The organism is Sulfolobus islandicus Y.N.15.51, from assembly GCF_000022485.1.
Lineage (GTDB): Archaea > Thermoproteota > Thermoprotei_A > Sulfolobales > Sulfolobaceae > Saccharolobus > Saccharolobus islandicus.
This window is the reverse complement of the sequence record NC_012623.1, coordinates 302,167-323,533: the sequence shown is the minus strand read 5'-3', so window position 1 is coordinate 323,533 and position 21,367 is coordinate 302,167. Positions and strand designations below refer to the sequence as shown.

Here is a 21,367-nt window from a genome sequence, read left to right as displayed (position 1 = left end):
CGCGAATTAATTCATTGATGATACTTTCTCACCAGTCAATTAAAAAGCTGTTAGGCAAAGTGATAATGAATTACGTTGAGGAGAACGTAAGGGAGAACGGCTACGATTTAAGAATATGTGGTGAAAAATACTACGAAGTTGAAGAGGGTGCTAAATTACCAAGTATAAAGGCTAAAATTAGGGAAATACCTTTTAAAGAGGTTGCTAATCTATCACCCCTTAATACTTACTTATTCGAGTCGTGTGAGGAGTTTAACATGCCAGATAACTTAGCGGTGTTGATAACCTTAAAAAGTACTATGGCTAGGAACGGTTTTCTAGCTCCTCCTACTGTTATTGATGCTGGGTACAAGGGAAAGATTTACTTAGCTATAACTTCCGTCTATGGTTCTTCATTAGCTAAGGGAATTAGCACTCATCATTTAATATTTTTAGAATTAGATCAGAAAACTGAAAGGATTTATAGTGGCAAATATCAAGGAGGTATACCAATCTAGCTGAGAACGGAAGAGTATAATAAAATTCTTTGCTGATAAACCGGAAAATATTTTTCTGGAACTTTAAAATATTCATTTGAAAATATACAGAACTCGCTAAGGGGGCCCATAGCTAATTGCTTTCTCCATAAATTTTGTGAAAAAGGTTTAATCTCAGTATAGAAGTCTTCATACCTCATACCAACTGGTTTAGATATCCAATAACCAAATCTATAAGATGGGGATAATTGCTCTCCGTTTAGGAGCTTATATAACCCACCCTTACCGTTTCTAGCAATCTTTGCTATAGAATCATGAACTGCTTTTATATCATTTGATTCCAATATTATATCATTAAGTAAATCCAATGTCTTTGAGGTTTCTATGAAATACCAGTCTTCATAAACTTCTCCTTCAATCCAAGGGACATGATCTACCTTTACTACAAGGGATCCTAAATAGCCCTCAATCTTGGCTTTTTTATTAAAGTAGTCATGAAAGTTCAACAGCGAACTTTCATATTCATTAGCTGGAAAATCTCTAGCTCTTTGATGCCAAAAGACATATGCTAACATTTCTCTTATGATATGGATATATGTAATTAAAAAATCTAACGTTTTCATTATTGTAGGGAAAAGAGGGGATCAACCCCGTTTCTGAGGAGGCTCCTACGGGCGTTCAGTAATAAACCTTTTGGTCAAACTTCAAGCATAGTACTAGCTAACATTGCCACGTGGGTCCTTTCAACCCACGTGGCGATTCGGGGGAGGGCTTACTTATTTAGGCTCATAAGGCCTATTATTATACCATACACTCCAAACAACCCTTGCCAACTTCCTAGCCAAAGCAACATACAACTTCCTACCTTTCAACCTATCCTTGTGTGTCTCATAAAACTTCAATAAGGTTGGGTTCCTAGAATAATTCCTCACTGCCAAAAAGTAGAACAAGCTACGCAAGTACTTATTACCCCTCTTGGAAATCCCCCTACTTATTACAGCCTTTCCACTCCTCTCAACTACGGGATCTAAACCGCAATAAACCACAAAGGACTCTGGTTTAGGAAAACGCTTAACATCACCAACCCTAGCCAAGATAATACAACCCAGCGTCCTACCAATACCCGGAATAGTAAAAATCAAACTATCCTTGGGGACTAACTCTCTAAGCCTATCCTCAATCTTCCTAGCCTCAAGCCTCTCCAACTCCTCCAAAAGAAACCTCAGACAACACTATACTATCCCCACCCCTCAAAACCTCCTCCAAGTTCTTCTTGGATAAACTATCCTTATAGCCTAAAAGTATCAAATCCCTCCTCAACCTATTCTTAACCCTAGCAATACTCCTAGTAACAAAATCCCATTGGCTAGTTAACTCCCTAGCCTCACTTGTTGTAAACCCACTACCCATGCTTACAACTATTTCTGCTAGCATCATTCTTATCACTCTTCTTACCCCTAAAATCCTTGAACTTCTTGAGTATAAAGGGATTAATAATCCTAACATCATACTCGCCCATCAAGTACTTTGCTAGGTTAATGTGGTAAACTCCAGTACTTTCAATACCTATCTTGCAACCCTTAGGCAAGATCTTCCTTATCTCCTCATAACCTCGCTTATCATTAGTAAACTCGTAGAGTTTACCTTGAAAATACATAATTAATTTATCTTTTGATACATCTATTCCTGCAACTGGGTGCCTCCAATTGTACTCACCCTTATGTTTTATTCGGGCTTTTTGCCCAACTTCCGGTTCGAATTGGAGGCGGCCAAGCTCCCCATCGGGCTTTGAGCCCAAGAGGCGTTACGGCCTGAACCCCAGTCAGATCTGTATTACTCAGATCTGAGTAATATGTTTTATATAAGAGGCGAAGCATGTGGTGCCTTCTAATAGCTTTATTCGATTTCCTAATTTTAACAGTAATCAGATCATTAGGATATTATGCAAGAACTTTACTAGACAAATACGGTGAATTCATAGATTATAATTCTATTCAGCAAATTTTCTTTTTAGGTGCTTCTATCATCGCGTTAATAATAGCGGGGCTATTTAATACATACTTGCCCAGAACTTATCTACCGATTATAGGATTCCCTCTATTGATAGTAGTCCTTTTATCCATGAGATTAAATGACGTTAAGATAACCCTCTCTTCCACCAATTCCTTTAAGGTATGGGTAAACTATATAAAGAGTAACCGCATATTCATGTTCTTAGAAACACGGGTATATCCAGTTATGGCCTTAGCTAATGCATCGACCGTTTTGTTTCTCAAACTTGTTTACGTAAACAAGGAGACATTCCCAGAATACATTACTGTAGTCTTAGTAGTGAGTATATTAGCTCAAGCAATTGGTGCCATTATTGCCCTAAAGTGGAAGTCGGAGACCACGAGAAAATTCTTGCTCTTATCACTCCCTGCCATATCAATTGAATATGTATTCCCCTTCATCCGTGGCGATTTAATAACTATTTCAGTTTTAACTTTCTTACAGTCAGTGCTTGTGGCTTATGTTTTCATCCATATTAATTCTATTTATCAATATATTATTAATAAAGATGTTTATGTAAATGTCACAGTCACACAAGCAGTTTTAACACAAGTCTCAATATTTATAGTGAGCACTTTAGTATCGATAATAGCTACTGTCGTGGGGATCACATATACTTATATAGGTAATGCGACAATAATGCTACTAATAGTGCTATTTACAATATTCTCCAATACCATAAAAGATATAAAGGCAAAAGATTAACGTAAGTTACAAGCGGATAAAGAAATTAAAGATCAGAGCTTTATTAGATCCCCTCAATTTTCTCAGAACTTAAACTCATAAATTTTGCTTAAATTCAAAATCAAGTGTTAGATTAAAGGAATGTTTAACGTTAGAATTGATGAAAATTGAAGAAATCCATAAAGCACTGAAAGCGTTAATGAGTGCAATTATAGGATAGCATTTTGCGTAACATCTTAGCATGTGGGATTTTGGAATAAGTTAGTATTACTTATAGAATATAAATCTTGCCCTTTAAAATCTGACAAAGTACAAAAAATTACCAAATAATTTCTATCCCTAACTTCCTCGCAACTAGAGTGAGATCTTTATCTCCAGTTATTATTCCTACACCTAATTTCTTAGCTAAATGAATTATTGTAGAGTCAACTATGCTTAACCTTCTTCCATTTATTTCCTTTGCCAAGATGTCATCACCCTCCTTCTTAATTTTAGCACTGTCAATAAAATCGTCAGAAGTCAACTCATTAACCTTGAAATAAGTGAAAAGAAATGTTCTGGCTTCATCTATGGACTTAAGGGAGGGAATTCTACTCCTAAGCCAATACACAATAAATTCAAAAACTACGGTAGAAGGAATTACCCCCTCATATAAACCGCTCCTTATACCAGCCATAACCTCCTCTCCCCTCTTCGTTAACTCACCATATGCCATTGCCAAGATAGCATAAGTATCAACTATTATGCTCTTTTCCAAAATTCCTCTTCCTCCTCATCTAATTCCCTTTCAGCATCTTCGGTAGACCCCTTACAACATTTCCACACCTTATCCCATAGATCTATTTTCTCAATAATTATCTTACCTCCCTCTACTCTCATCTTAACAATATCGCCCTCATTAATTCTGACCTCTTCTCTTATCGCCTTAGGAACTACTATAATACCCTTCTTATTAACCTTTACCCTAACTTCCATAATTTTAACTCATAAGTTAAACTAATAAGTTTAACCCCTTTCATACAATAGAAGTAATAAAAGGGTAAAGCCTCACTAATAGAGAGGAATACGTACCTTAAGAGGCATAACAGTATGGTTTAAATGGTTTAGGATAATTATTTAAAGTGTAGAGCGGTAGACCTAAAATTATATTAGAAAAAATATTTCTGGTAGGATAATATCGAATTTATAAAAGATAAAGAAATTTATAAGAGTATAAAGAATTCAATTGAAGAAAGGGTTTAAGGTGAGGGAGATGGAGTATTACCACGTGAGATAGGAAGATGGTAACACCAAGCCTCCCTCACCAAAATAACATTCAACAAATAGGATATAAATTACTTTCCATGCTGAACTTCCAAGGGGAAAAGGTAGAGAAGGTAGCGAAAACTCTCATCTCCGCGTGTTTGTGGAACGACTCTGTAGAGAACAAGTCCAGAGCGTATGACGTATCCCCACAGAACGTGAGGAATTACGTAGAGAAACAAGGGATGGAAGTGATTGAAAAGCTATTGGAAAGAGCTAGGAAAATATCCTTGGAGATATTAAAGGGGGTAAAGGAGATAGATCTTTCAATAGACTGGACAACCAAGACGTGGCATGGGAAACCAGTGAAAGGGAGCTCTGAAAAAGGAAACTCGTGGAACTACGCAACAACCAAGTATAAGGGGAAAGTACTTTTACTTGCCTACAAGTGAACGGTATGACTAAGGACGAGATAGTGAAGGTTCTTGTGGAGCAAGTAATGGCAATGGGATTCAAGATAAGGTTGATAACTCTTGACGCTGGTTTCTACACTGTTGATGTGCTCAATTTCATTTCACAGTTTAAGTATATAGTTGCTGTCCCGGCTGGGGATGTTAAGGTGTATGAGGAGTTTGACGGGGATTACACAACTAATAGTAAGAGGCATAGGAGGGATGAGCAGGTCAAGTTCAGGTTTCTCGTGTACAGCAAGGAAAAAGTGAGGAGAAAGAGTCTTGTTTATTTTGCTAGGGCTACTAATCTAGACCTATCCAAGAGGGAAGTGTTGGATTTGTATAATAAGGTAAGGGGTCCCATAGAGACCTCTTATAGGAACATTAAGGCTTTTCTTCCATTTACTGGTTCTACTAAGTTTGTTTTTCGCACGTTGATCTTCGTGCTGGCCCTTGTACTCTACTCCTTATATACCATATTCAAGGGGGAGGTGGGGAGAGAGGAGTTTAGATTATTATTAATTCTTTTATTTCCTGATTTATTCAATCCAGAGAATTTTACATTTAATGTAATTGAAACACTTATTTACACTATAGATTTATTTTTAAGGAGGTGATTTTGGGTCTACCGTAAACCACGTGGGTTGAAAGGACCCACGTGGCAATGTTAGTTGACACTATGCTTGAAGTTCAACCGAAAGATTTATCACTGAACGCCACAAAGCATCCGATATAAAAACCATTCTAAAGAAAATCGAGCCTAGTCTACACTACTTGATCAGCTTGAGGGGTATATTATTTCTATCCCCATATCCTTAGCCATTGCCTTAACTCTTTCAGGATACCTATCGTGAATAAATGGTGTTACAACATAAACTAAATTAACCTTAATATTCTTAACTTTTTCATAGAACTCCTTCTTCCTCTTTATTGTTGGTAAGTCCCCTCTTTTTAAAGAGGAAGTGATTTCAACCAATATAACACTACCGTCTTTAATTACAATATCATATTCAACATCAGAAGGCTCATCATAAACATATCCACTCCTATCATAAAGCACTTCCCTAGAAACCTTCCAACCACTATTACTCAAAAGCTCACCAATTCCTTGCCTAAAGGAATCCTCATTCATAATTCCCCATCTAGCCCCAAGACCGGTAATAATAGTTTCTAATCTCTTCAAGTCTTCTTTTGTGGCCATGGTCTTTAGATCCTCCTTAGTGGCCATTCCCTTCAAGTCTTCTTTTGTGGCCATGGTCTTTAGATCCTCCTTAGTGGCCATTCCCTTCAAGTCTTCTTTTGTGGCCATCACGTTCTTAATTTCCTCCAACTCTTGCTTAGTAGCCATTATTTTCTTGGTTTCCTCAATCTCCTTGTCTAGTCTTTCAATATCTTGCTTAGTAGCCATCGTGTTCTTAATTTCATTTATAGTCCTATCTAGTCTTTCAATATCTTGCTTAGTAGCCAGGTTTTGCCATGGAGTTATCCTAGCTAAAACCTGATAAACTATCTCTGGTTTAGCAGTTAGAACGTCCACTAATATCGATGGATTATTAAGCAGTACTTTTTTAATTTCTTCTTCTAAACTCACATATTAAATTACTCTTATAATAATTTAAATCTAACTTAAGAGGCTTTTAACTGAGTCCTCACCGCCTCATATAGGTTCCTCCATGAGGGGTTCATTGTTCCCAACATCGATTCACGATCTCATTTGGTGGGTAGTCGGGGTAGACAGAAAGCCATAACTGAGGGGATCCATCATCCACGTTGTCTGGATCCCGTGAAAGGGAAAATGATACTTTTTGCTCCTCCCTCAGTCTCATTAAGCCCTCAATCGAGCTGGGGAGCTTCCGGTATAAAAACCTTTCCATGAAAAATCGAGCATAGTCCACACTACTTACGCAAGTGATGAAACCTGCTTTACTCACTAGCATCAAAGGGCTTATTATAATACAGCACAGCCCAAGTAATAACAGCCAACTTTCTAGCACACGCAACAATCAACTTCTTACCCCTAAGCCTACCCTTGTGCTCCTCATAAAAACGCTTGATAACAGGATTAACCTTGATGGCAGTCAAAGCTGCCAAGTAAAAAGCCCTCCTCAAAACAGCATCACCCCTCTTGGATATACCCCTTGAGACAACACTCTTACCACTAGACTCAACAAGAGGATCGAGACCACAATAAGCAACAAACCTCTTCTTATCACTAAAGCGCCTAACATCACCAACCCTAGCCAAAATAATACAACCCAAGGTTTTACCAATACCGGGAATAGTGAAAATCAAACTATCCTTGGAAACAACATTCTCAAGCTCCTTCTCAATCTCCCTCTTCCTAGTTTTAAGCCTCTCAAGCTCCTCCAAAAGAAACCTCAGCCAAGACAATACTATCCCCACCCCTCAAAACCTCCTCCAAGTTTTTCTTAGACAAACTATCCCTATAGCCTAAAAGTACCAAATCCCTCCTCAACCTATTCTTAACCCTAGCAATACTCCTAGTAACAAAATCCCACTGGCTAGTCAACTCCCTAGCATCACTTGTTGTAAACCCACTACCCATACTTACAACTAATTCCGCAAGCTTTTTAGCATCATTCTTATCACTCTTCTTACCCCTAAAACCCTTGAACTTCTTGAGAATAAAGGGATTAATGATCCTAACATCATACTCACCCATCAAGTACTTTGCTAGGTTAACGTGGTAAACTCCAGTACTCTCAATACCCACTTTGCAATCCTTAGGTAAGATCTTCCTTATCTCCTCATAACCTCGCTTATCATTAGTAAACTCGTAGAGTTTACCTTGAAAATACATGATTAATTTATCTTTTGATACATCTATTCCTGCGACTGGGGCCTCCAATTATACTCACCCTTATGTTTTATTCGGGCTTTTTGCCCAACTTCCGGTTCGAATTGGAGGAGGCCAAGCTCCCCGTCGAGCTTTAAGCCCAAGGAAGTCAACGGCCTACACCCCAGTCAGATCTGTATTACTCAGATCTGACTAATATGTTTTATATAAGGAGCATCATTAACATCACTAAAAGAATTTCAGAAAAAAGGATTATTTAAATATAAGAGGCTATCCATCTCCTTGGGTGAAGTTTTCCACTCCTTAACCATTACTTTGTAAAGTAGTTTATTTTTTAAATATAAATTTTAATAAGACAAAAAACAAGATCTCATTGTTCTATAATATCCCAAGGATATATTGGAGTTTTATTGAACTTTTTATGTGTAATTTTCTCTAGGGCCAGAAACACAGCAGGTAAAGCACCAGTAGTACCTGCTTCTCCTATTCCTCTGCTTTTAGCAGATGTTACAGATGGATATTCAACCTCATTGACATAAATCTTATAATTCGCTTCGACAGCAGTGGGAACTCCACAGTCTGCAATTGACGAGAATAGTGGATTTCCATTTTCATCATACGGCGCGTGCTCCCATAATACTTGTGAAATGCCTTGTAATACCCCACCAATAATTTGACCTTCAACTTCTTCTTTTATCAATGTTCTACCTACGTCATCTACAGCATAGTATTCAAGGACCTTAACGAACCCAGTATCTTTATCTACGTCAACAACCGCCACATGAGAACCAGGAGAAAATATATCATCTGACTTATAGAATACCTCGGCCTCTACACCATTTATCTCCTTTAGCGCTTTCTCTATAGGCATATTAATTTTACTCAATAATTGCTTGCAAGCTTCGATAACTGCTGAACCTCCTGCAGTTGCACTTCTAGAACCGAAACTCCCTATTCCTTCTTTTACTCCATCAGTTGTGTTAGTAATTACTTCAATCAAATCTTGAGGAACTCCCAATATCTCTGAAGCTAATTTCGAAAAAGTATAACCATGAGCCTGACCATGTGGCCCTGTCCCCACAAAGATCTTAATTTTTCCATTCTCTATTCTCACTCTTGCACCTTCTCCCGGAGATAATCTTACAATATCTGTAAATACTGTTATTGATACTCCCTTACCCTTGTAAACCTCCCTAGCTTTCCTATAATACTTCTCAGCCTCATTCAACACTTGATTATAACCAGCAGGATCAATCTTAACGCCTAAAGGCGTAACATAACCATTATCACCGATCAAATTCTTCCTCCTAATCTCAACAGGATCCATACCTAATTCATTAGCCAAATCCTCAACAAGGGTCTCATGAATTAACGCAGCCTCTGGTCTACCAGCACCCCTGTAGGGACCAGTGGGAGGCAAGTTTGTGAATATTCCGTAAGCTCTTATTGACGCAAACTTCATTTTATAGGGTCCGGTAAGTAATTGAGCTATGAATGCTGGGGTGGTAGGATTTAATGTATAATTATACGCACCTAAATCTACAGCTATATAACCTTCTATTCCTAGTATTTCACCTTGTTTAGTAGCATACATTTTGATATCAGAGAGAACTCCTCTTCCAACAGTAGGATTTTTTAAGTGCTCATATCTAGTCTCTATCCACTTTACTGGTCTGCCTAATTTCATGGACGCCATAGAAGCTATTACATACTCAGGATGAGCTGGTACTTTATTTCCAAATCCTCCTCCAACGTTTTGCGGAGAATATACTCTAATTTTTTCTGGTGGTAAGTTTAGGGCTTCCCTTAAATCATTCTTTACCCTAAAAGAGGATTGGAATGAGCCATATATGTTTAAATGCTCTCCATCCCAGAATGCTATAATCCCTTTAGGCTCCATAGGATTTGAAATTATCCTAGTTTGGTTTATCTTTCTACTCACTATAATTTCTGCTCTTTTCTTAGCAGATAATTCCCCTCCTTCTAACAGTTTATCTACAGAGATGTTTCTTTTAGCCCCAGAATGTATCTCATCATTACTGTTCATAGCCTTTTCTATGTTAATAATTGGTTTAAGTTCCTCGTATTCTATTGATACCTCATCTGTAATGTCCTCAATCTCGTATCTGTCTTCTACTACATAGGCTAAGACTGGCTGTCCAACGAAATTTACTTTACCATCAGCAAGTATAGGCATTTTCACTATATTGGATTGCTTTAGTGTCTCTGGGTCAGCTCTTACTGGCATGTAAATCTTCGCATCTTCCCATGTTAGAGTGAGCAGAGCTTTTTCTGGTTTTGATATACTCTTTATAATACCTCTGGCTATGGGTGATCTAACTATACCTAAGTAAACTGTATTCATAGGGTTAAGGTCATCAATATACATTCCTTTTCCACTTATTTTCGGAAGATCTTCTTTTATCATTGCTAGAACATTATCGTTTACTGCTTAATAGTTTTTCCTAAAACTAGTGCGATAAAACTAGTTTGATTAAACACATATCTACCTCTACTAGTAATGAGAATATATGGCTAAATATGTTTCATTTTACGTAGGTAACCTTAGGAAGATAGGCGTAGTTGAAGGAAACTACGTCTATGAGGTTTCTGAAATTGGTGAGGATAAGGAAAGAGGAAATTCTTATAAATTAAATGAAATAAATTTAGATATTCCGATACAACCGTTAGCAATAATATGCACATTAGTAAATTCTCCAAAAATGGTTGGAGTTAATAACAAAAATGAGGCTAGGGAAATGGTGAAAAGTCCGAAATTTTTCATTAAACTCCCTACTGTGGCAATTGCTCATAGACAACCTATTATATCGCCCCCGGATGCTATAAGACCTGAGGTAGAAATTGGTATTATTACTAGATTAAAAATGAAAGACATAAATAGAAGTGATGTTAAGAAATATATCTTAGGATATACAGTATTTAATGATATAACTTATCCTCCAGGCCTAAAGGAGGATTCGTATTATGCTATGCGAAGAGATCCTACAGATGGTAATGTTAAGAAGTTATTAATGAGAGGTACTCATTTTAGGAATAAAGTTAGAGATACTTTTGCCCCAATGGGACCATATATTGTAACCGAGGAGGAGATAGGCGATGTTAACTCCTTAAGGATGAGAAGTTATTACAATGGCGAATTAGTACAAGATGGATATTCAAGTGAATTTATATTCTCTATAGAAGAAATATTAGTAGAGCTTTCTAAAATCGTTACAATTCCCCCGTTTAGTGTTGTATCGACTGGAAGTATTGGTTATACTAACGTTTCTGACGCTTCCGAGTTTACCCTAAAGCCAATTGAATATGCATTAATGGTAGCTGAAGTCGAGAAGATAGGTAGGTTAGAGAATCCCATAAAAATTTACCAATAAAATTAGTATTTCAGTATCCTAATTTTTCAGGGAAATCTTAAATATTATATTATGATAATGAATTGATCCAGATTAAGAGGTTGTACATCTTATATTTAAGGATTTCAAGTGTCATCAACTATAAATGAGGGACAGATCTTCACATTCTGTCCCGTATACTCAAGCTCTTCTATTATATTTAATAAAAAGACTTTGGAACTTCTTTCTATATCACCTCATCGACGTTTATATTATTTTTAGGAATCCTCTTTCATGACTTCGAAGTATAAATTAGGTTAATGGAGGTATCTGTTCAATTTCAGTTAATACTTTATGGTTCTATTCCAAATCTTCTTAAAGCTATTATCCTTCTAGTTAATTCCTTATACTTATCAGAAATCTCTATTTCCAATGTTATTTAACGCTTTTACAGCGCTATTGTAATTGAAATACTAACCTTATTGGACAACTTATTCCTTGTTAACAATTCTCCCTTATATGCATAAGGTAATTGAAATCAACGGCTATCCGATAATGATTTATGAAAAAAGATGGAAAAGAGTCCACTTACTTTGTTGGACGTCCTCATAAGCAAAAACCAATAACTGATATTGGATACAAAATTGAGGGAGATAATATAATTTGTCCATTTCATCTAGTAGTCTTCTCACTCATAACCGGTGAACTCATAAAACCGCCAGAATCCAAAACACCTTGTTCACCTAATTGCAAACTTATAAGAGCTAGATTAATAAACGGTGAGGTATTGTTTGATAAGCCATTTATACCCAAAACAAAGGGTTGATAAATATGGAGTGTAAAGTGGCAATAGATATTGGTGGGACGTTTACTGATTTCATAGTCCTATCCAGTGAGGGGTGAATCCTTTCTCACGTTAACAGAAATCTTTTTATATTTATTTATTATCAACTAATCTTGTGGAGAGACTACTGAGACCTAAGGAGGCTTGCCAACTACTCAGCATTTCATACTCAACACTCCTACGGTGGATTAGAGAAGGAAAAATAAAGGTGGTAACGACTGAAGGAGGGAAGTATAGGATACCTTACAGCGAGATAAAGAAGTACTTAGAAAGGAGGGAAGAGACGAGGGCTGTAATTTACGCAAGGGTCTCCTCTACCGATCAGAGAGAAGACTTGGAAAGACAAATAAACTACCTAACGAACTACGCAACGGCAAAAGGTTACAAGGTAGTTGAAGTACTGAAAGATATTGCAAGCGGGTTGAACACACAAAGGAAAGGATTGCTTAAGTTATTCAAACTTGTTGAGGGAAGGAGTGTCGACATCGTATTAATAACCTACAAAGATAGGTTAACAAGATTTGGATTTGAGTACATTGAGGAGTTCTTCTCAACCATGGGAGTTAAGATTGAAGTAGTTTTCGGTGAGGAGCCCAAAGATGACGCACAAGAGCTAGTTGAGGACTTAATCTACATCATTACCTCATTCGCAGGGAAAATTTACGGAATGAGGAGTCACAAGAAAACACTCCTAGTTCAAGGCGTAAAAAAGTTAATAGGTGAGTTGAGTGGAGAGGACAGTGAAGTTAAGGGTTAGGGTTGACTATTCTACATACTCAGCACTTAAGGAGGTCGAGAAGGAGTACAGAGAGGTTCTAGAGGAGGCAATAAATTATGGGCTGTCAAACAAGACTACCTCCTTCACCAGGATTAAAGCTGGAGTTTACAAGACTGAGAGGGAGAAACATAAGGACTTACCCTCACACTACATCTACACAGCTTGTGAGGATGCAAGCGAGAGATTAGACAGTTTTGAGAAGTTGAAGAAGAGAGGTAAAAGTTACACTGAGAAACCGTCTGTGAGGAGAGTTACTATTCACCTCGACGATCATCTGTGGAAGTTCAACCTTGATAGGATTTCAATTTCCACAAAGAGGAGTAGGATTCTCATTTCACCAACCTTCCCTAAGATCTTCTGGAGATATTATAATAAGGGTTGGTTGATTGCGAGTGAGGCCAGGTTTAGGCTGATGAAGGGAAATGTTGTAGAGTTCTACGTCATTTTTAAGAAGGATGTTAAACCTTATGAACCTAAGGGTTTCATCCCAGTTGATCTAAATGAGAATTCAGTCTCTGTATTAGTTGATGGAAAACCGATGCTTTTAGAGACTAACACTAAGAAAATTACTCTGGGGTATGAGTATAGGAGGAAGTTGACAATCACTGGTAAGTCAACTAAGGATAGGGAAGTGAGGAGGAAGTTAAAGAGGCTGAGGGAGAGGGATAAGAAAGTAGACATTAGGAGGAAATTAGCCAAGCTGATCGTTAAAGAGGCTTTTGAAAGTAGGAGTGTCATAGTTTTAGAGGACTTGCCTAGGAGAACTCCGGAGCATATGATAAAGGACGTGAAGGATAAACAACTTAGGTTGAGGATTTATAGATCTGCATTTTCCTCAATGAAGAACGCTATTATTGAGAAGGCTAGGGAGTTTGGTGTCCCCGTGGTCTTAGTTAACCCATCTTATACTTCCACTGTTTGCCCAGTTCATGGGGCGAAGATCGTTTACCAACTCGATGGGGGCCATGCCCCAAGGGTTGGTGTTTGTGAGAAGGGGAAGGAAAAGTGGCATAGGGATGTAGTTGCACTGTACAACTTAGCGAAGAGGGCTGGAGATGTGAGCCCCGTGCCGTTGGGCTCGAAGGAGTCCCATGACCCACCTACAGTAAGTAAGTGGTTGAGGGCTAAGTCCCTACACTCGATCATGAATGAACATAAAATGATTGAAATGAAAGTGTAGGGACAAACGGGAAATTAAGACAATAAAAGTCCTAACTAACCCTAAAGACCCTGGACAAGTCATTAAAGATGTAATAAGCACTTTAAACTGCAACGTAAATGAGATAGCTCACGCCACGACACTTGCAACAAATACATTATTAGGGCAGGAAAACCTGACCATCTCAAAGACTGCCTTACTCGTTACAAAAGGATTCAAGGATATTATCGAAATAGGTAGACAGAATAGGCCTAGGCTTTATGATTTACATTTTGAGAAGCCAAGACAATTGGTCCTCAGAAGTTTAAGATTTGAGATTGACGAGAGGATCAACGCTGAAGGGAATATAATAAAGGAGGTGAATCCAGACGAAATAGAGAGTATTTCTAAAAAACTTTTAGACGAAAATGTAATACCGATTGCAGTAAGTTATCTGCACTCTTATCTTAATCCAAAAAATGAGCTAATTACTGAAAATGTGTTAAAGAAGTACTTCAAATACATCTCAATCTCCTCAAAAATAGCACCAGAACCTAGAGAATACGAGAGGACTTCTACTACAGTAGTTAATGCAGTGCTAATGCCATTAGTATCTGCATATCTTGAGAAATTACAAGCCTCTTTACCAACTGAAAACTTCTATATTATGTCAAGTTCTGGAGGATTAGTAGATATTAAAGAAGCGTCTGAGAAGCCAGTACAGCTAATTGAATCCGGACCAGCAGCTGGTGTAATAGCTTCGGCTAGCTTCTTGCCTAATGAGCGTTTTATAAGCTTTGACATGGGGGGTACTACCGCTAAGGCTGGCGTTATAATTAATGGTAATTTTGAAATGACCACTGAGTATGAAGTTGGAGGGGAAGTAAACTACGGAAGGATAGTTAAGGGTAGCGGGTATCCAGTAAGATTCCCATTTGTTGATTTGGCCGAAGTATCTGCTGGTGGGGGTACGATAATATGGAGGGACGAGGCTAATGCTTTAAAAGTTGGACCTATAAGTGCTGGTGCTGATCCTGGACCAATTTCCTACGGAAAGGGAGGAAATAGGCCTACAATAGCTGATTCAAATCTGATTTTAGGAAGATTGGGGACAGAGCTCATTGGTGGTAATCTAAAGTTAGATAAAGAGAGTGCAATAAAGGGGATGAGTAGATTAGGCGATCCATATGAGGTAAGTAAGAATGCTTTAGAATTGATAAACTTGGAGATGGCTAGAGCAATAAGGTTAGTTACAGTGGAGAGGGGATTAGACCCATCAAACTTCTCCTTAATAGCCTTTGGAGGTGCTGGTCCGCAACATGCATTATATTTGGCTGAGGAGGTGGGGATAGGTAAGGTTATAATATCACCTCATCCAGGATTATTCAGTGCTTTAGGATTATTACTAGCTGATTGGCGTTTTGAAGTTAGGAAATCATATCCTAAAGACTTAGAGAGTGAATTTAAGCGATTGGAAAAGGAGCTATATGATAAGTTGAAGGGGAACGTCGACTACTTCTTGAGACTTGCAGATGCGAGATATGAGGGACAAGGATGGGAGTTAACAATTCCAGTAAATAACGTTCATGAGATTAGGAAAGTGTTTGAGGAGAAGCACCTAGCGACTTATGGTTTCGTGATGAATGATAGGGAGATAGAGATTGTTACAATAAGGGTTTTCGCTATCAAGAAGAGACCATTACCTAAAATAAAGGTAACATTTGGAAATTGTGATAAGCCAAGGGAGGTTAGGAAAGTCATAATTGATGACGATTGGGTAAATGTCGACGTCTATGTTAGGGAGAAGTTATCTAAAGGCTTTAGAATAAGGGGGCCAGCAATAATTGAGGAATACAGCTCGACTACAGTTATAAAGGATGGTTGGAATGCAATTATAGATGATTCAATAATATTGGTGAGAGAATGACAAGTTGGGAAATAATTCACAAAGCCTCTGAGTTCATTGCAGAGGAAATGGGCGTTATGCTAAAGAGATCAGCCATGTCACCAAACATTAGGGAGAGGATGGATCATAGTTGTGCAATAACGGATGTCGAGGGTAATATTATAGCCCAAGCTGAACACATACCAGTTCACCTAGGCTCTTTTAGCATTGGAGTTAAAAACACATTAAATTTGATAGGCGAAATAGAAGAGAGTGATATGGTTATTTTAAATGATCCTTATATATCTGGTACTCATCTGAATGACATAATGGTTTTAGCCCCAGTTTACTATAATGGTAAGCTAATAGGATATGTTGTAAATAAGGCACATCACGTTGATGTAGGTGGACCAATGCCAGGTAGTTTAAATCCATAGGCAACGACAATTTACGAGGTGAGTTTTGTAATACCCCCAGTGAGGTTGATGAGGAAAGGGCAGATAAATAATGAGATTATTAATATAATTAAGCATAACTTCAAGGTACCCGAGGTATCAATAGGCGATCTGAACGCCCAAATTTCAGTGAACCTCAATGGTATAGCTAGAATTAAGCAAATGTTTGATAAGTACGGTTACGAGAACGTTCTTAATGCGTGGAAGATCTCGATGGAGTATGGGAAAAAATTGGCGTTATCTGAAATTTCAAAATGGGGTAAGGGTGTTGGTGAGGATGAAGATTATTTGGAAATAGGTGATGAGCTAAAGAAAATAAGGCTAAAGGTAAAGATTGATCAGAATGGTGTTTACGCTAATTTTGCTGGAACTGATACCCAGATTGAGGGACCTTTAAATGCAGTATATGGAGTTACGTTTTCGGCTATTAGTTTTGTCATAAGGTCATTAATAGGAATATCCTTTCCTATTAATGAGGGCTTTTACAGTCTAATTAATGTTGATGCGCCTAAGGGTACTATAGTTAATCCCAATAAGCCAGCAGCAGTTGGTGGTGGAAACGTAGAGACTTCACAGAGAATTGCCGATGTTACCTTTAAGGCTTTATCTCACCTTATCGACGTTCCCGCTGCTGGTTCTGGTACTATGATGAATATTATGATGGGTGGAATTTATAGGGGTAAATATTGGGCTTACTATGAGACAATAGATGGCGGTACTGGGGCGAGGCCAAATAAGGAAGGTGTTTCAGCTGTTCAAGTTAACATGACTAATACTTTGAATACTCCCATTGAAATTGCTGAGAGGTATTATCCAATAATGTTTACTACGTATCGAATAAGGGAAGGTAGTGGTGGTGATGGCAAGTATAAGGGTGGTGATGGTATAATTAGGGCATTTAAGATTCTGGAAAAGACTAGACTATCAATTATCGCGGAGAGATTTAAGATTGCCCCTTGGGGTTTGAAGGGTGGTAGGAACGGTAAGCCTGCAAGGGTTACAATAATAAGGGTTGATGGTAGAAAGGAGAAAATACCTAGTAAGTTTTCAACAATTTTGAATAAAGGTGATGAGGTGATAATTGAAACTCCAGGTGGCGGAGGATATTATGGTAAGGGTTAAATATTTTTGTAGTTTTTAGTTTCTAGTGGATAAACAATTTACATTTGTTAAGAATAAATCTTTGATGAGTCTAACTTTAATACCGCCATAAACAGTAATCCCAAAATCTATTCTCAGAAATAATCTATACCTAAATATCATAATAGTTAAGCAGTTAAAGTTTACAATTTCTTAATAATCACAGAAATTTAAAGTGAAAATGTTATTAAATATTCCAGTGTTAATGTATAACTTAAGAAGCAGTAGTATAATTTACATAATTTTTCATATTTTCTTATAGATATTAGGAAAACGGGAAAGAAATACTTTAGCTTCACAAAAATTTAGATAGAATCACCCTTTCGATATATTTTGTCACATATAAGATAGTAAACATTTATTAATTTCCTATTATTACATTTAATTAAGCGATTTTGAGTCTACCGTTCAAGGTAGGGAGGAGATCAGTAAAATAGAGTATACTCTTAATTATAATTATATCAATTTGTTAGTGGCGATAAATCTTTTTATCATTAAACTATCAATTATTTGTATGAATCTCACTGACATTCTAGGACAGCCAATATGTTTCACAATGCTTATGGGTATTGCCGGAATATCGATAGCATCATATTTAGGTAAATTAACCCTACTCTCATTAATCTCATTTTGGATTGCCCTAGTATTTTTAATCCTCCTAACTTCTTTCTTCATTCTTAATCTAAAAAGATTGAAATACGAAATGGTTGACCTTATCTCAATAATTTCAGGTCTTACCTTACTCATTACTAGGTTACGTTTATCTTACCCTTCTCCATTCTATTTCATTCCCCTTATGATATTATCAATCTTTTATTTCGTAATTGCATATAAGGTGTTTGTGTCACTTAAACAAGTAACGTTTAAACATCACTTACTAGGAGTTGCAATCACACTTCTTTCAATCGGCCTAAGAAGTTACATAACTCTATTGTCGCTAATATTTGCAAGCATAGGTATTTTAATATACTTTACAATAACTGCTCTCATACTGAAGAGCATTATGACTACAAAAAGAGATATAATTGGGATTATAAATGGAGCTACGTGGATCCAAATGGGATTATCTGCACTTATCTCTTTTGCAATCACCCCTTTTTCTAAATTAGTAAGCTTGGTTTTCTACTACTTAGCATTATTTCTCTTACCCATAGTAATATTGGTAAGCATATTGAAATTAATTTCTGTCAAAATTATAAGATATCATCCATCTCTATGGTCAGTAATCTTTCCACAAGCTGTTTTCTCAACTGACACATTTAGCCTCATAAGGGAACACCTTATCGTTTTACCTATCTTATACGATGTTTCCTTTTCTGTATTGCTTTCGGCCTTTTCCTTATTTATACTATTCCTTTCTTTTACAATATTTTCAGTAACAAGATAACTAGTATCTATTCCTCACTGTCTTTTCTTTCCACATATCTCATGAAGAGAAATATACTCAATGCCCACAAAATTGAGAGAAATAACATTATATCTCCTATTACGTAATCTCCTACAATAACAAGTCCGACACCTAAGGAAGCGAGAAATATAACTCCAGAGACTATGTATAATATTTCCTCAAAGTCGGGCTTTTCCACATAATTAATTTAGATTCAAGGCCTTATAAAAGCGATTTAATCAATCTCCCTAACAATCTTCTTTCTTTTAACTATGTACTTTGATATAAGGTATAAGTCAATAGCAATTACTACAATCATGGGCCAGTATAATACATCATAGCCAATAACTTTACCTAAGTTAAACGAAAGTCCATATCCACTTACCCAACTATCAAAACTCATAACAAGTCTTCTGAAATCCTCCTTTCGTTTAATTATCCTTGCCGTGACTACTCCTATTGCCATCCCTGTTATTACGGCTGGAGAAGTGATAGCTACATAATAAAGAACTTGAGAACTAAACACTCCTAATGTAAGGTAACCACTAAACGTTGTAATACTCTCTGCAACCCTAAGTGCAGAAATAGCAAACTTAAACTCTTCTTTTGTCAACCCTTGATTGTTTATTATTAGGGCTAAAGGTGGTCCACTTATTTTCGATACTCCATACCTACTGGAAAGGTTACTAAATATCCGACCTTTTTCCACTTATCTAAACTTATCTCCTTTCTAAAACCAGAAGCTTGCAGTAGGATTAATGGTATCAATACGCTATACACAATCACCTTTAGCAGTGCGTCATTTACCGAAATTTTCAAAAGATAAGCCCCAAGTAAAGAGCCTATAGCTATTCCAGGTATTCCGTAGATGGTGATTATTAGAGATTTTTTAGTGTAGTTCCTAAAATTTAACATAACATTAGCAGCATTTTGAAATATTTCTATAAAATTCAGTATTGGGGAGATTTGTCTATTAGTATACCTTATGAGTAATAGCGGTGTTACAGTGGCCGAAAATCCATATGCAAATGCACCAGAAGGTATAGAGGCAATGAAAAGAATCACTGACAAATAAGTTAAATCTGACGTTAAATATCACCATTTAATCTTTTTATGGCTTCCATTAGGGCTTTCTTCGGTTCAATTCTCTTTTCCACGATTATCCTCAATATCTCATTTTTGAAACTCCTAGGCAGAAGCTCAATTGATTTTGTAGTTGAAGAATCTACTTTCGCGTTAGGAAACAGCTTAACTATTTCTTCTACTATCTCTTGTTCCACATCTATTTCTATACGCTTCATCCCTCCCAATACCTCCCTTGCGTAATTCAATTCTAATTCCTCCAATTTTCTACTCATTTCCTCACTAAGCCAAATGTATATTTTCATTACCATTCACCCTACTATACTCTGTCTCTTCTCTAGGTATTCTTCAGTCACGAAAGGACTCCCGAACCCATATTGCTTTGCCGCTTTCATTAAAACCTCATATACTTCTGGCCTCATTACCATCTTAGTTGGCTTTACCTCATCTAATACTATACTCCTTATCAAACTGCCACTAAACTCTTGTTTCTCATCCTTGTGATCACAAAGTATTTCGTTTTCTATACTACCACATATTGGGCAGTAATAGTTTTCCCTTAAGAATATCGGCTTTATTAACAAGTCGTCTTCATTGATGTTGTCAAATATTTGATGTGCCTCATAAGGTGAATAATAATTCCCAACCCCCGCATGATCCCTACCAAAGACATGATGGGTACATCCTAAATTACTCCTAATTATAGCGTGAAGCAAAGCTTCTCTAGGTCCAGCATACCTCATATCCCATAAAGTAAATGAAAGTAAATGCACTTTCTTACTTATGTAACCGTATTTAGATAATGCCTCATGAGTTAAAAGAATTGCCTCATCTATGTAGTCACCTATTCTCTTCTCCCCAATGACAACATTTACTAGGATACCTGTCCTAGGTTCATGAACCTTCTGATTCTCATTCGCTGCAAACCAAGCAAACTTCATTAAGTATTCATGACCAGTATGGGGAACGTTCCTAGTCTGGAATGCAACTATTTTTTTCCAACCCTTCTTTTCAAAAATTACTCTATGCATTCTAGGAGTTAACCAGAATTCGGAGTATGGTGAAGTAAACTGTGGTTCCCTAATAAGCCAAACATCTCCCGCTAAGAACGCATCTGCGTAGCTTAATGTTCTTTTCACTCCAGGATGCTTAATATCTCTAGTCTTATAGACCTTCTCAGCCAATTTCACCTTATCGTATTTGAAGATCTCCTTTACTTCCATGACTGCCAATGGTTTTCCTAAATAAGTTATCCCTATAGTATCCCCCTCCTTGACAATTTCATTTTGGCTATAATCGAACATTATTGGTATTGGCCATAATACGTCGTTTGGTAATCTCATGTTTTCCACTACAGAATCCACTTCCTCATAGTTCATGAAACCCTTTAGTGGAGATAAAAAACCATAAGCTATACTTACTATCTCATGGGCTAACTGTCTCTTCACTTCAATTTTTTGCAGTTCTTCAAAGTCTGAAATCCTTCTTATTCTCTCAACTATCTCAACCTTGCCGTGCCCTATTAGATTCACAGTCTTAATCCTGTTAAGGGTAAGCTTATATATTTAGCTATTTGTGCAAAT

The 21,367-nt window shown here is 37.1% G+C and carries 15 protein-coding genes and 6 pseudogenes; 10 read left to right on the top strand and 11 right to left on the bottom strand.

What is annotated here, in order from left to right; translation table 11 throughout:
- Positions 1-17 precede the first annotated feature (17 nt).
- Positions 18-497, top strand: coding sequence for a dCTP deaminase (locus tag YN1551_RS01750; protein WP_009988366.1), 480 nt, complete (start codon positions 18-20; stop codon positions 495-497).
- Here the strand turns inward: YN1551_RS01750 and YN1551_RS01745 are convergent.
- Both YN1551_RS01745 and YN1551_RS01740 read right to left on the bottom strand, forming a co-directional pair.
- A complete protein-coding gene (locus YN1551_RS01745) occupies positions 494-1,099 on the bottom strand; it encodes a hypothetical protein (protein WP_012717082.1) in 606 nt (201 codons plus the stop codon). The genes YN1551_RS01750 and YN1551_RS01745 overlap by 4 nt on opposite strands.
- Positions 1,100-1,252: 153 nt before the next feature.
- Positions 1,253-2,133 (bottom strand): annotated as a pseudogene (locus tag YN1551_RS01740) (IS110 family RNA-guided transposase).
- 218 nt (positions 2,134-2,351) lie between these two features.
- Here YN1551_RS01740 and YN1551_RS01735 point away from each other — a divergent pair.
- Positions 2,352-3,233 (top strand): hypothetical protein, encoded by an 882-nt coding sequence (locus tag YN1551_RS01735; protein WP_012716668.1) that lies wholly within the window; start codon positions 2,352-2,354, stop codon positions 3,231-3,233.
- A gap of 298 nt (positions 3,234-3,531) precedes the next feature.
- On the opposite strand, the gene YN1551_RS01730 is transcribed toward YN1551_RS01735, so the two are convergent.
- Positions 3,532-3,969: a PIN domain-containing protein gene (locus YN1551_RS01730; RefSeq protein WP_012717081.1), complete on the bottom strand. Its 438-nt coding sequence runs from the start codon at positions 3,967-3,969 to the stop codon at positions 3,532-3,534.
- On the bottom strand, positions 3,954-4,187 hold the full coding sequence (locus YN1551_RS01725) for an AbrB/MazE/SpoVT family DNA-binding domain-containing protein (RefSeq protein ID WP_009990964.1): 234 nt from the start codon (positions 4,185-4,187) through the stop codon (positions 3,954-3,956). The genes YN1551_RS01730 and YN1551_RS01725 overlap by 16 nt, the downstream gene beginning before the upstream one ends.
- Before the next feature lie 305 nt (positions 4,188-4,492).
- Between YN1551_RS01725 and YN1551_RS01720 the strand changes: the two are divergent.
- Positions 4,493-5,523: pseudogene (locus YN1551_RS01720) on the top strand (ISH3 family transposase).
- Positions 5,524-5,684: 161 nt separating this feature from the next.
- Here YN1551_RS01720 and YN1551_RS01715 read toward each other — a convergent pair.
- The 3 genes and pseudogenes from YN1551_RS01715 to YN1551_RS01700 form a co-directional block, all read right to left on the bottom strand.
- Entirely contained in the window at positions 5,685-6,497 is an 813-nt protein-coding gene (locus tag YN1551_RS01715) for a PD-(D/E)XK nuclease family protein (protein WP_012717080.1), read from the bottom strand.
- Between the two features lie 332 nt (positions 6,498-6,829).
- Positions 6,830-7,775: pseudogene (locus YN1551_RS01705) on the bottom strand (IS110 family RNA-guided transposase).
- A gap of 319 nt (positions 7,776-8,094) precedes the next feature.
- Positions 8,095-10,152, bottom strand: a complete 2,058-nt coding sequence (locus YN1551_RS01700) for a xanthine dehydrogenase family protein molybdopterin-binding subunit (RefSeq protein WP_012717079.1) — start codon at positions 10,150-10,152, stop codon at positions 8,095-8,097.
- A gap of 103 nt (positions 10,153-10,255) precedes the next feature.
- On the opposite strand from YN1551_RS01700, the gene YN1551_RS01695 reads away from it, so the two are divergent.
- The 7 genes and pseudogenes from YN1551_RS01695 to YN1551_RS01665 all read left to right on the top strand — a co-directional run bounded on the left by YN1551_RS01695 (position 10,256) and on the right by YN1551_RS01665 (position 18,701).
- On the top strand, positions 10,256-11,116 hold the full coding sequence (locus YN1551_RS01695; protein WP_012717078.1) for a fumarylacetoacetate hydrolase family protein: 861 nt from the start codon (positions 10,256-10,258) through the stop codon (positions 11,114-11,116).
- A gap of 520 nt (positions 11,117-11,636) precedes the next feature.
- The gene (locus tag YN1551_RS01690; protein WP_012714419.1) at positions 11,637-11,900 is read left to right on the top strand and encodes a Rieske (2Fe-2S) protein; all 264 of its coding nucleotides are present in this window, start codon (positions 11,637-11,639) and stop codon (positions 11,898-11,900) included.
- A gap of 133 nt (positions 11,901-12,033) precedes the next feature.
- Positions 12,034-12,675, top strand: coding sequence for an IS607-like element ISC1913 family transposase (locus YN1551_RS01685; RefSeq protein WP_012717077.1), 642 nt, complete (start codon positions 12,034-12,036; stop codon positions 12,673-12,675).
- Positions 12,659-13,876: an RNA-guided endonuclease InsQ/TnpB family protein gene (locus YN1551_RS01680; protein ID WP_012717076.1), complete on the top strand. Its 1,218-nt coding sequence runs from the start codon at positions 12,659-12,661 to the stop codon at positions 13,874-13,876. The genes YN1551_RS01685 and YN1551_RS01680 overlap by 17 nt, the downstream gene beginning before the upstream one ends.
- Positions 13,877-13,886: 10 nt before the next feature.
- Positions 13,887-15,761 (top strand): annotated as a pseudogene (locus YN1551_RS01675) (hydantoinase/oxoprolinase family protein); the annotation flags it as partial.
- Positions 15,758-17,296: pseudogene (locus tag YN1551_RS01670) on the top strand (hydantoinase B/oxoprolinase family protein). The pseudogenes YN1551_RS01675 and YN1551_RS01670, both read left to right, overlap by 4 nt.
- Positions 17,297-17,786: 490 nt before the next feature.
- Positions 17,787-18,701, top strand: coding sequence for an SLAC1 family transporter (locus tag YN1551_RS01665; RefSeq protein ID WP_012717074.1), 915 nt, complete (start codon positions 17,787-17,789; stop codon positions 18,699-18,701).
- 7 nt (positions 18,702-18,708) lie between these two features.
- Here the strand turns inward: YN1551_RS01665 and YN1551_RS01660 are convergent, their stop codons facing one another.
- The 4 genes and pseudogenes from YN1551_RS01660 to sat all read right to left on the bottom strand — a co-directional run bounded on the left by YN1551_RS01660 (position 18,709) and on the right by sat (position 21,316).
- The gene (locus YN1551_RS01660; protein ID WP_012712350.1) at positions 18,709-18,900 is read right to left on the bottom strand and encodes a hypothetical protein; all 192 of its coding nucleotides are present in this window, start codon (positions 18,898-18,900) and stop codon (positions 18,709-18,711) included.
- 36 nt (positions 18,901-18,936) lie between these two features.
- Positions 18,937-19,772, bottom strand: a pseudogene (locus YN1551_RS01655) (sulfite exporter TauE/SafE family protein).
- A gap of 17 nt (positions 19,773-19,789) precedes the next feature.
- On the bottom strand, positions 19,790-20,089 hold the full coding sequence (locus tag YN1551_RS01650; RefSeq protein ID WP_012717073.1) for a DUF6955 family protein: 300 nt from the start codon (positions 20,087-20,089) through the stop codon (positions 19,790-19,792).
- Positions 20,090-20,095: 6 nt separating this feature from the next.
- Positions 20,096-21,316 carry a sulfate adenylyltransferase gene (sat, locus tag YN1551_RS01645; protein ID WP_012717072.1) on the bottom strand — a complete coding sequence of 407 codons (1,221 nt, stop codon included), beginning with the start codon at positions 21,314-21,316 and terminating at the stop codon, positions 20,096-20,098.
- Positions 21,317-21,367 lie beyond the last annotated feature (51 nt).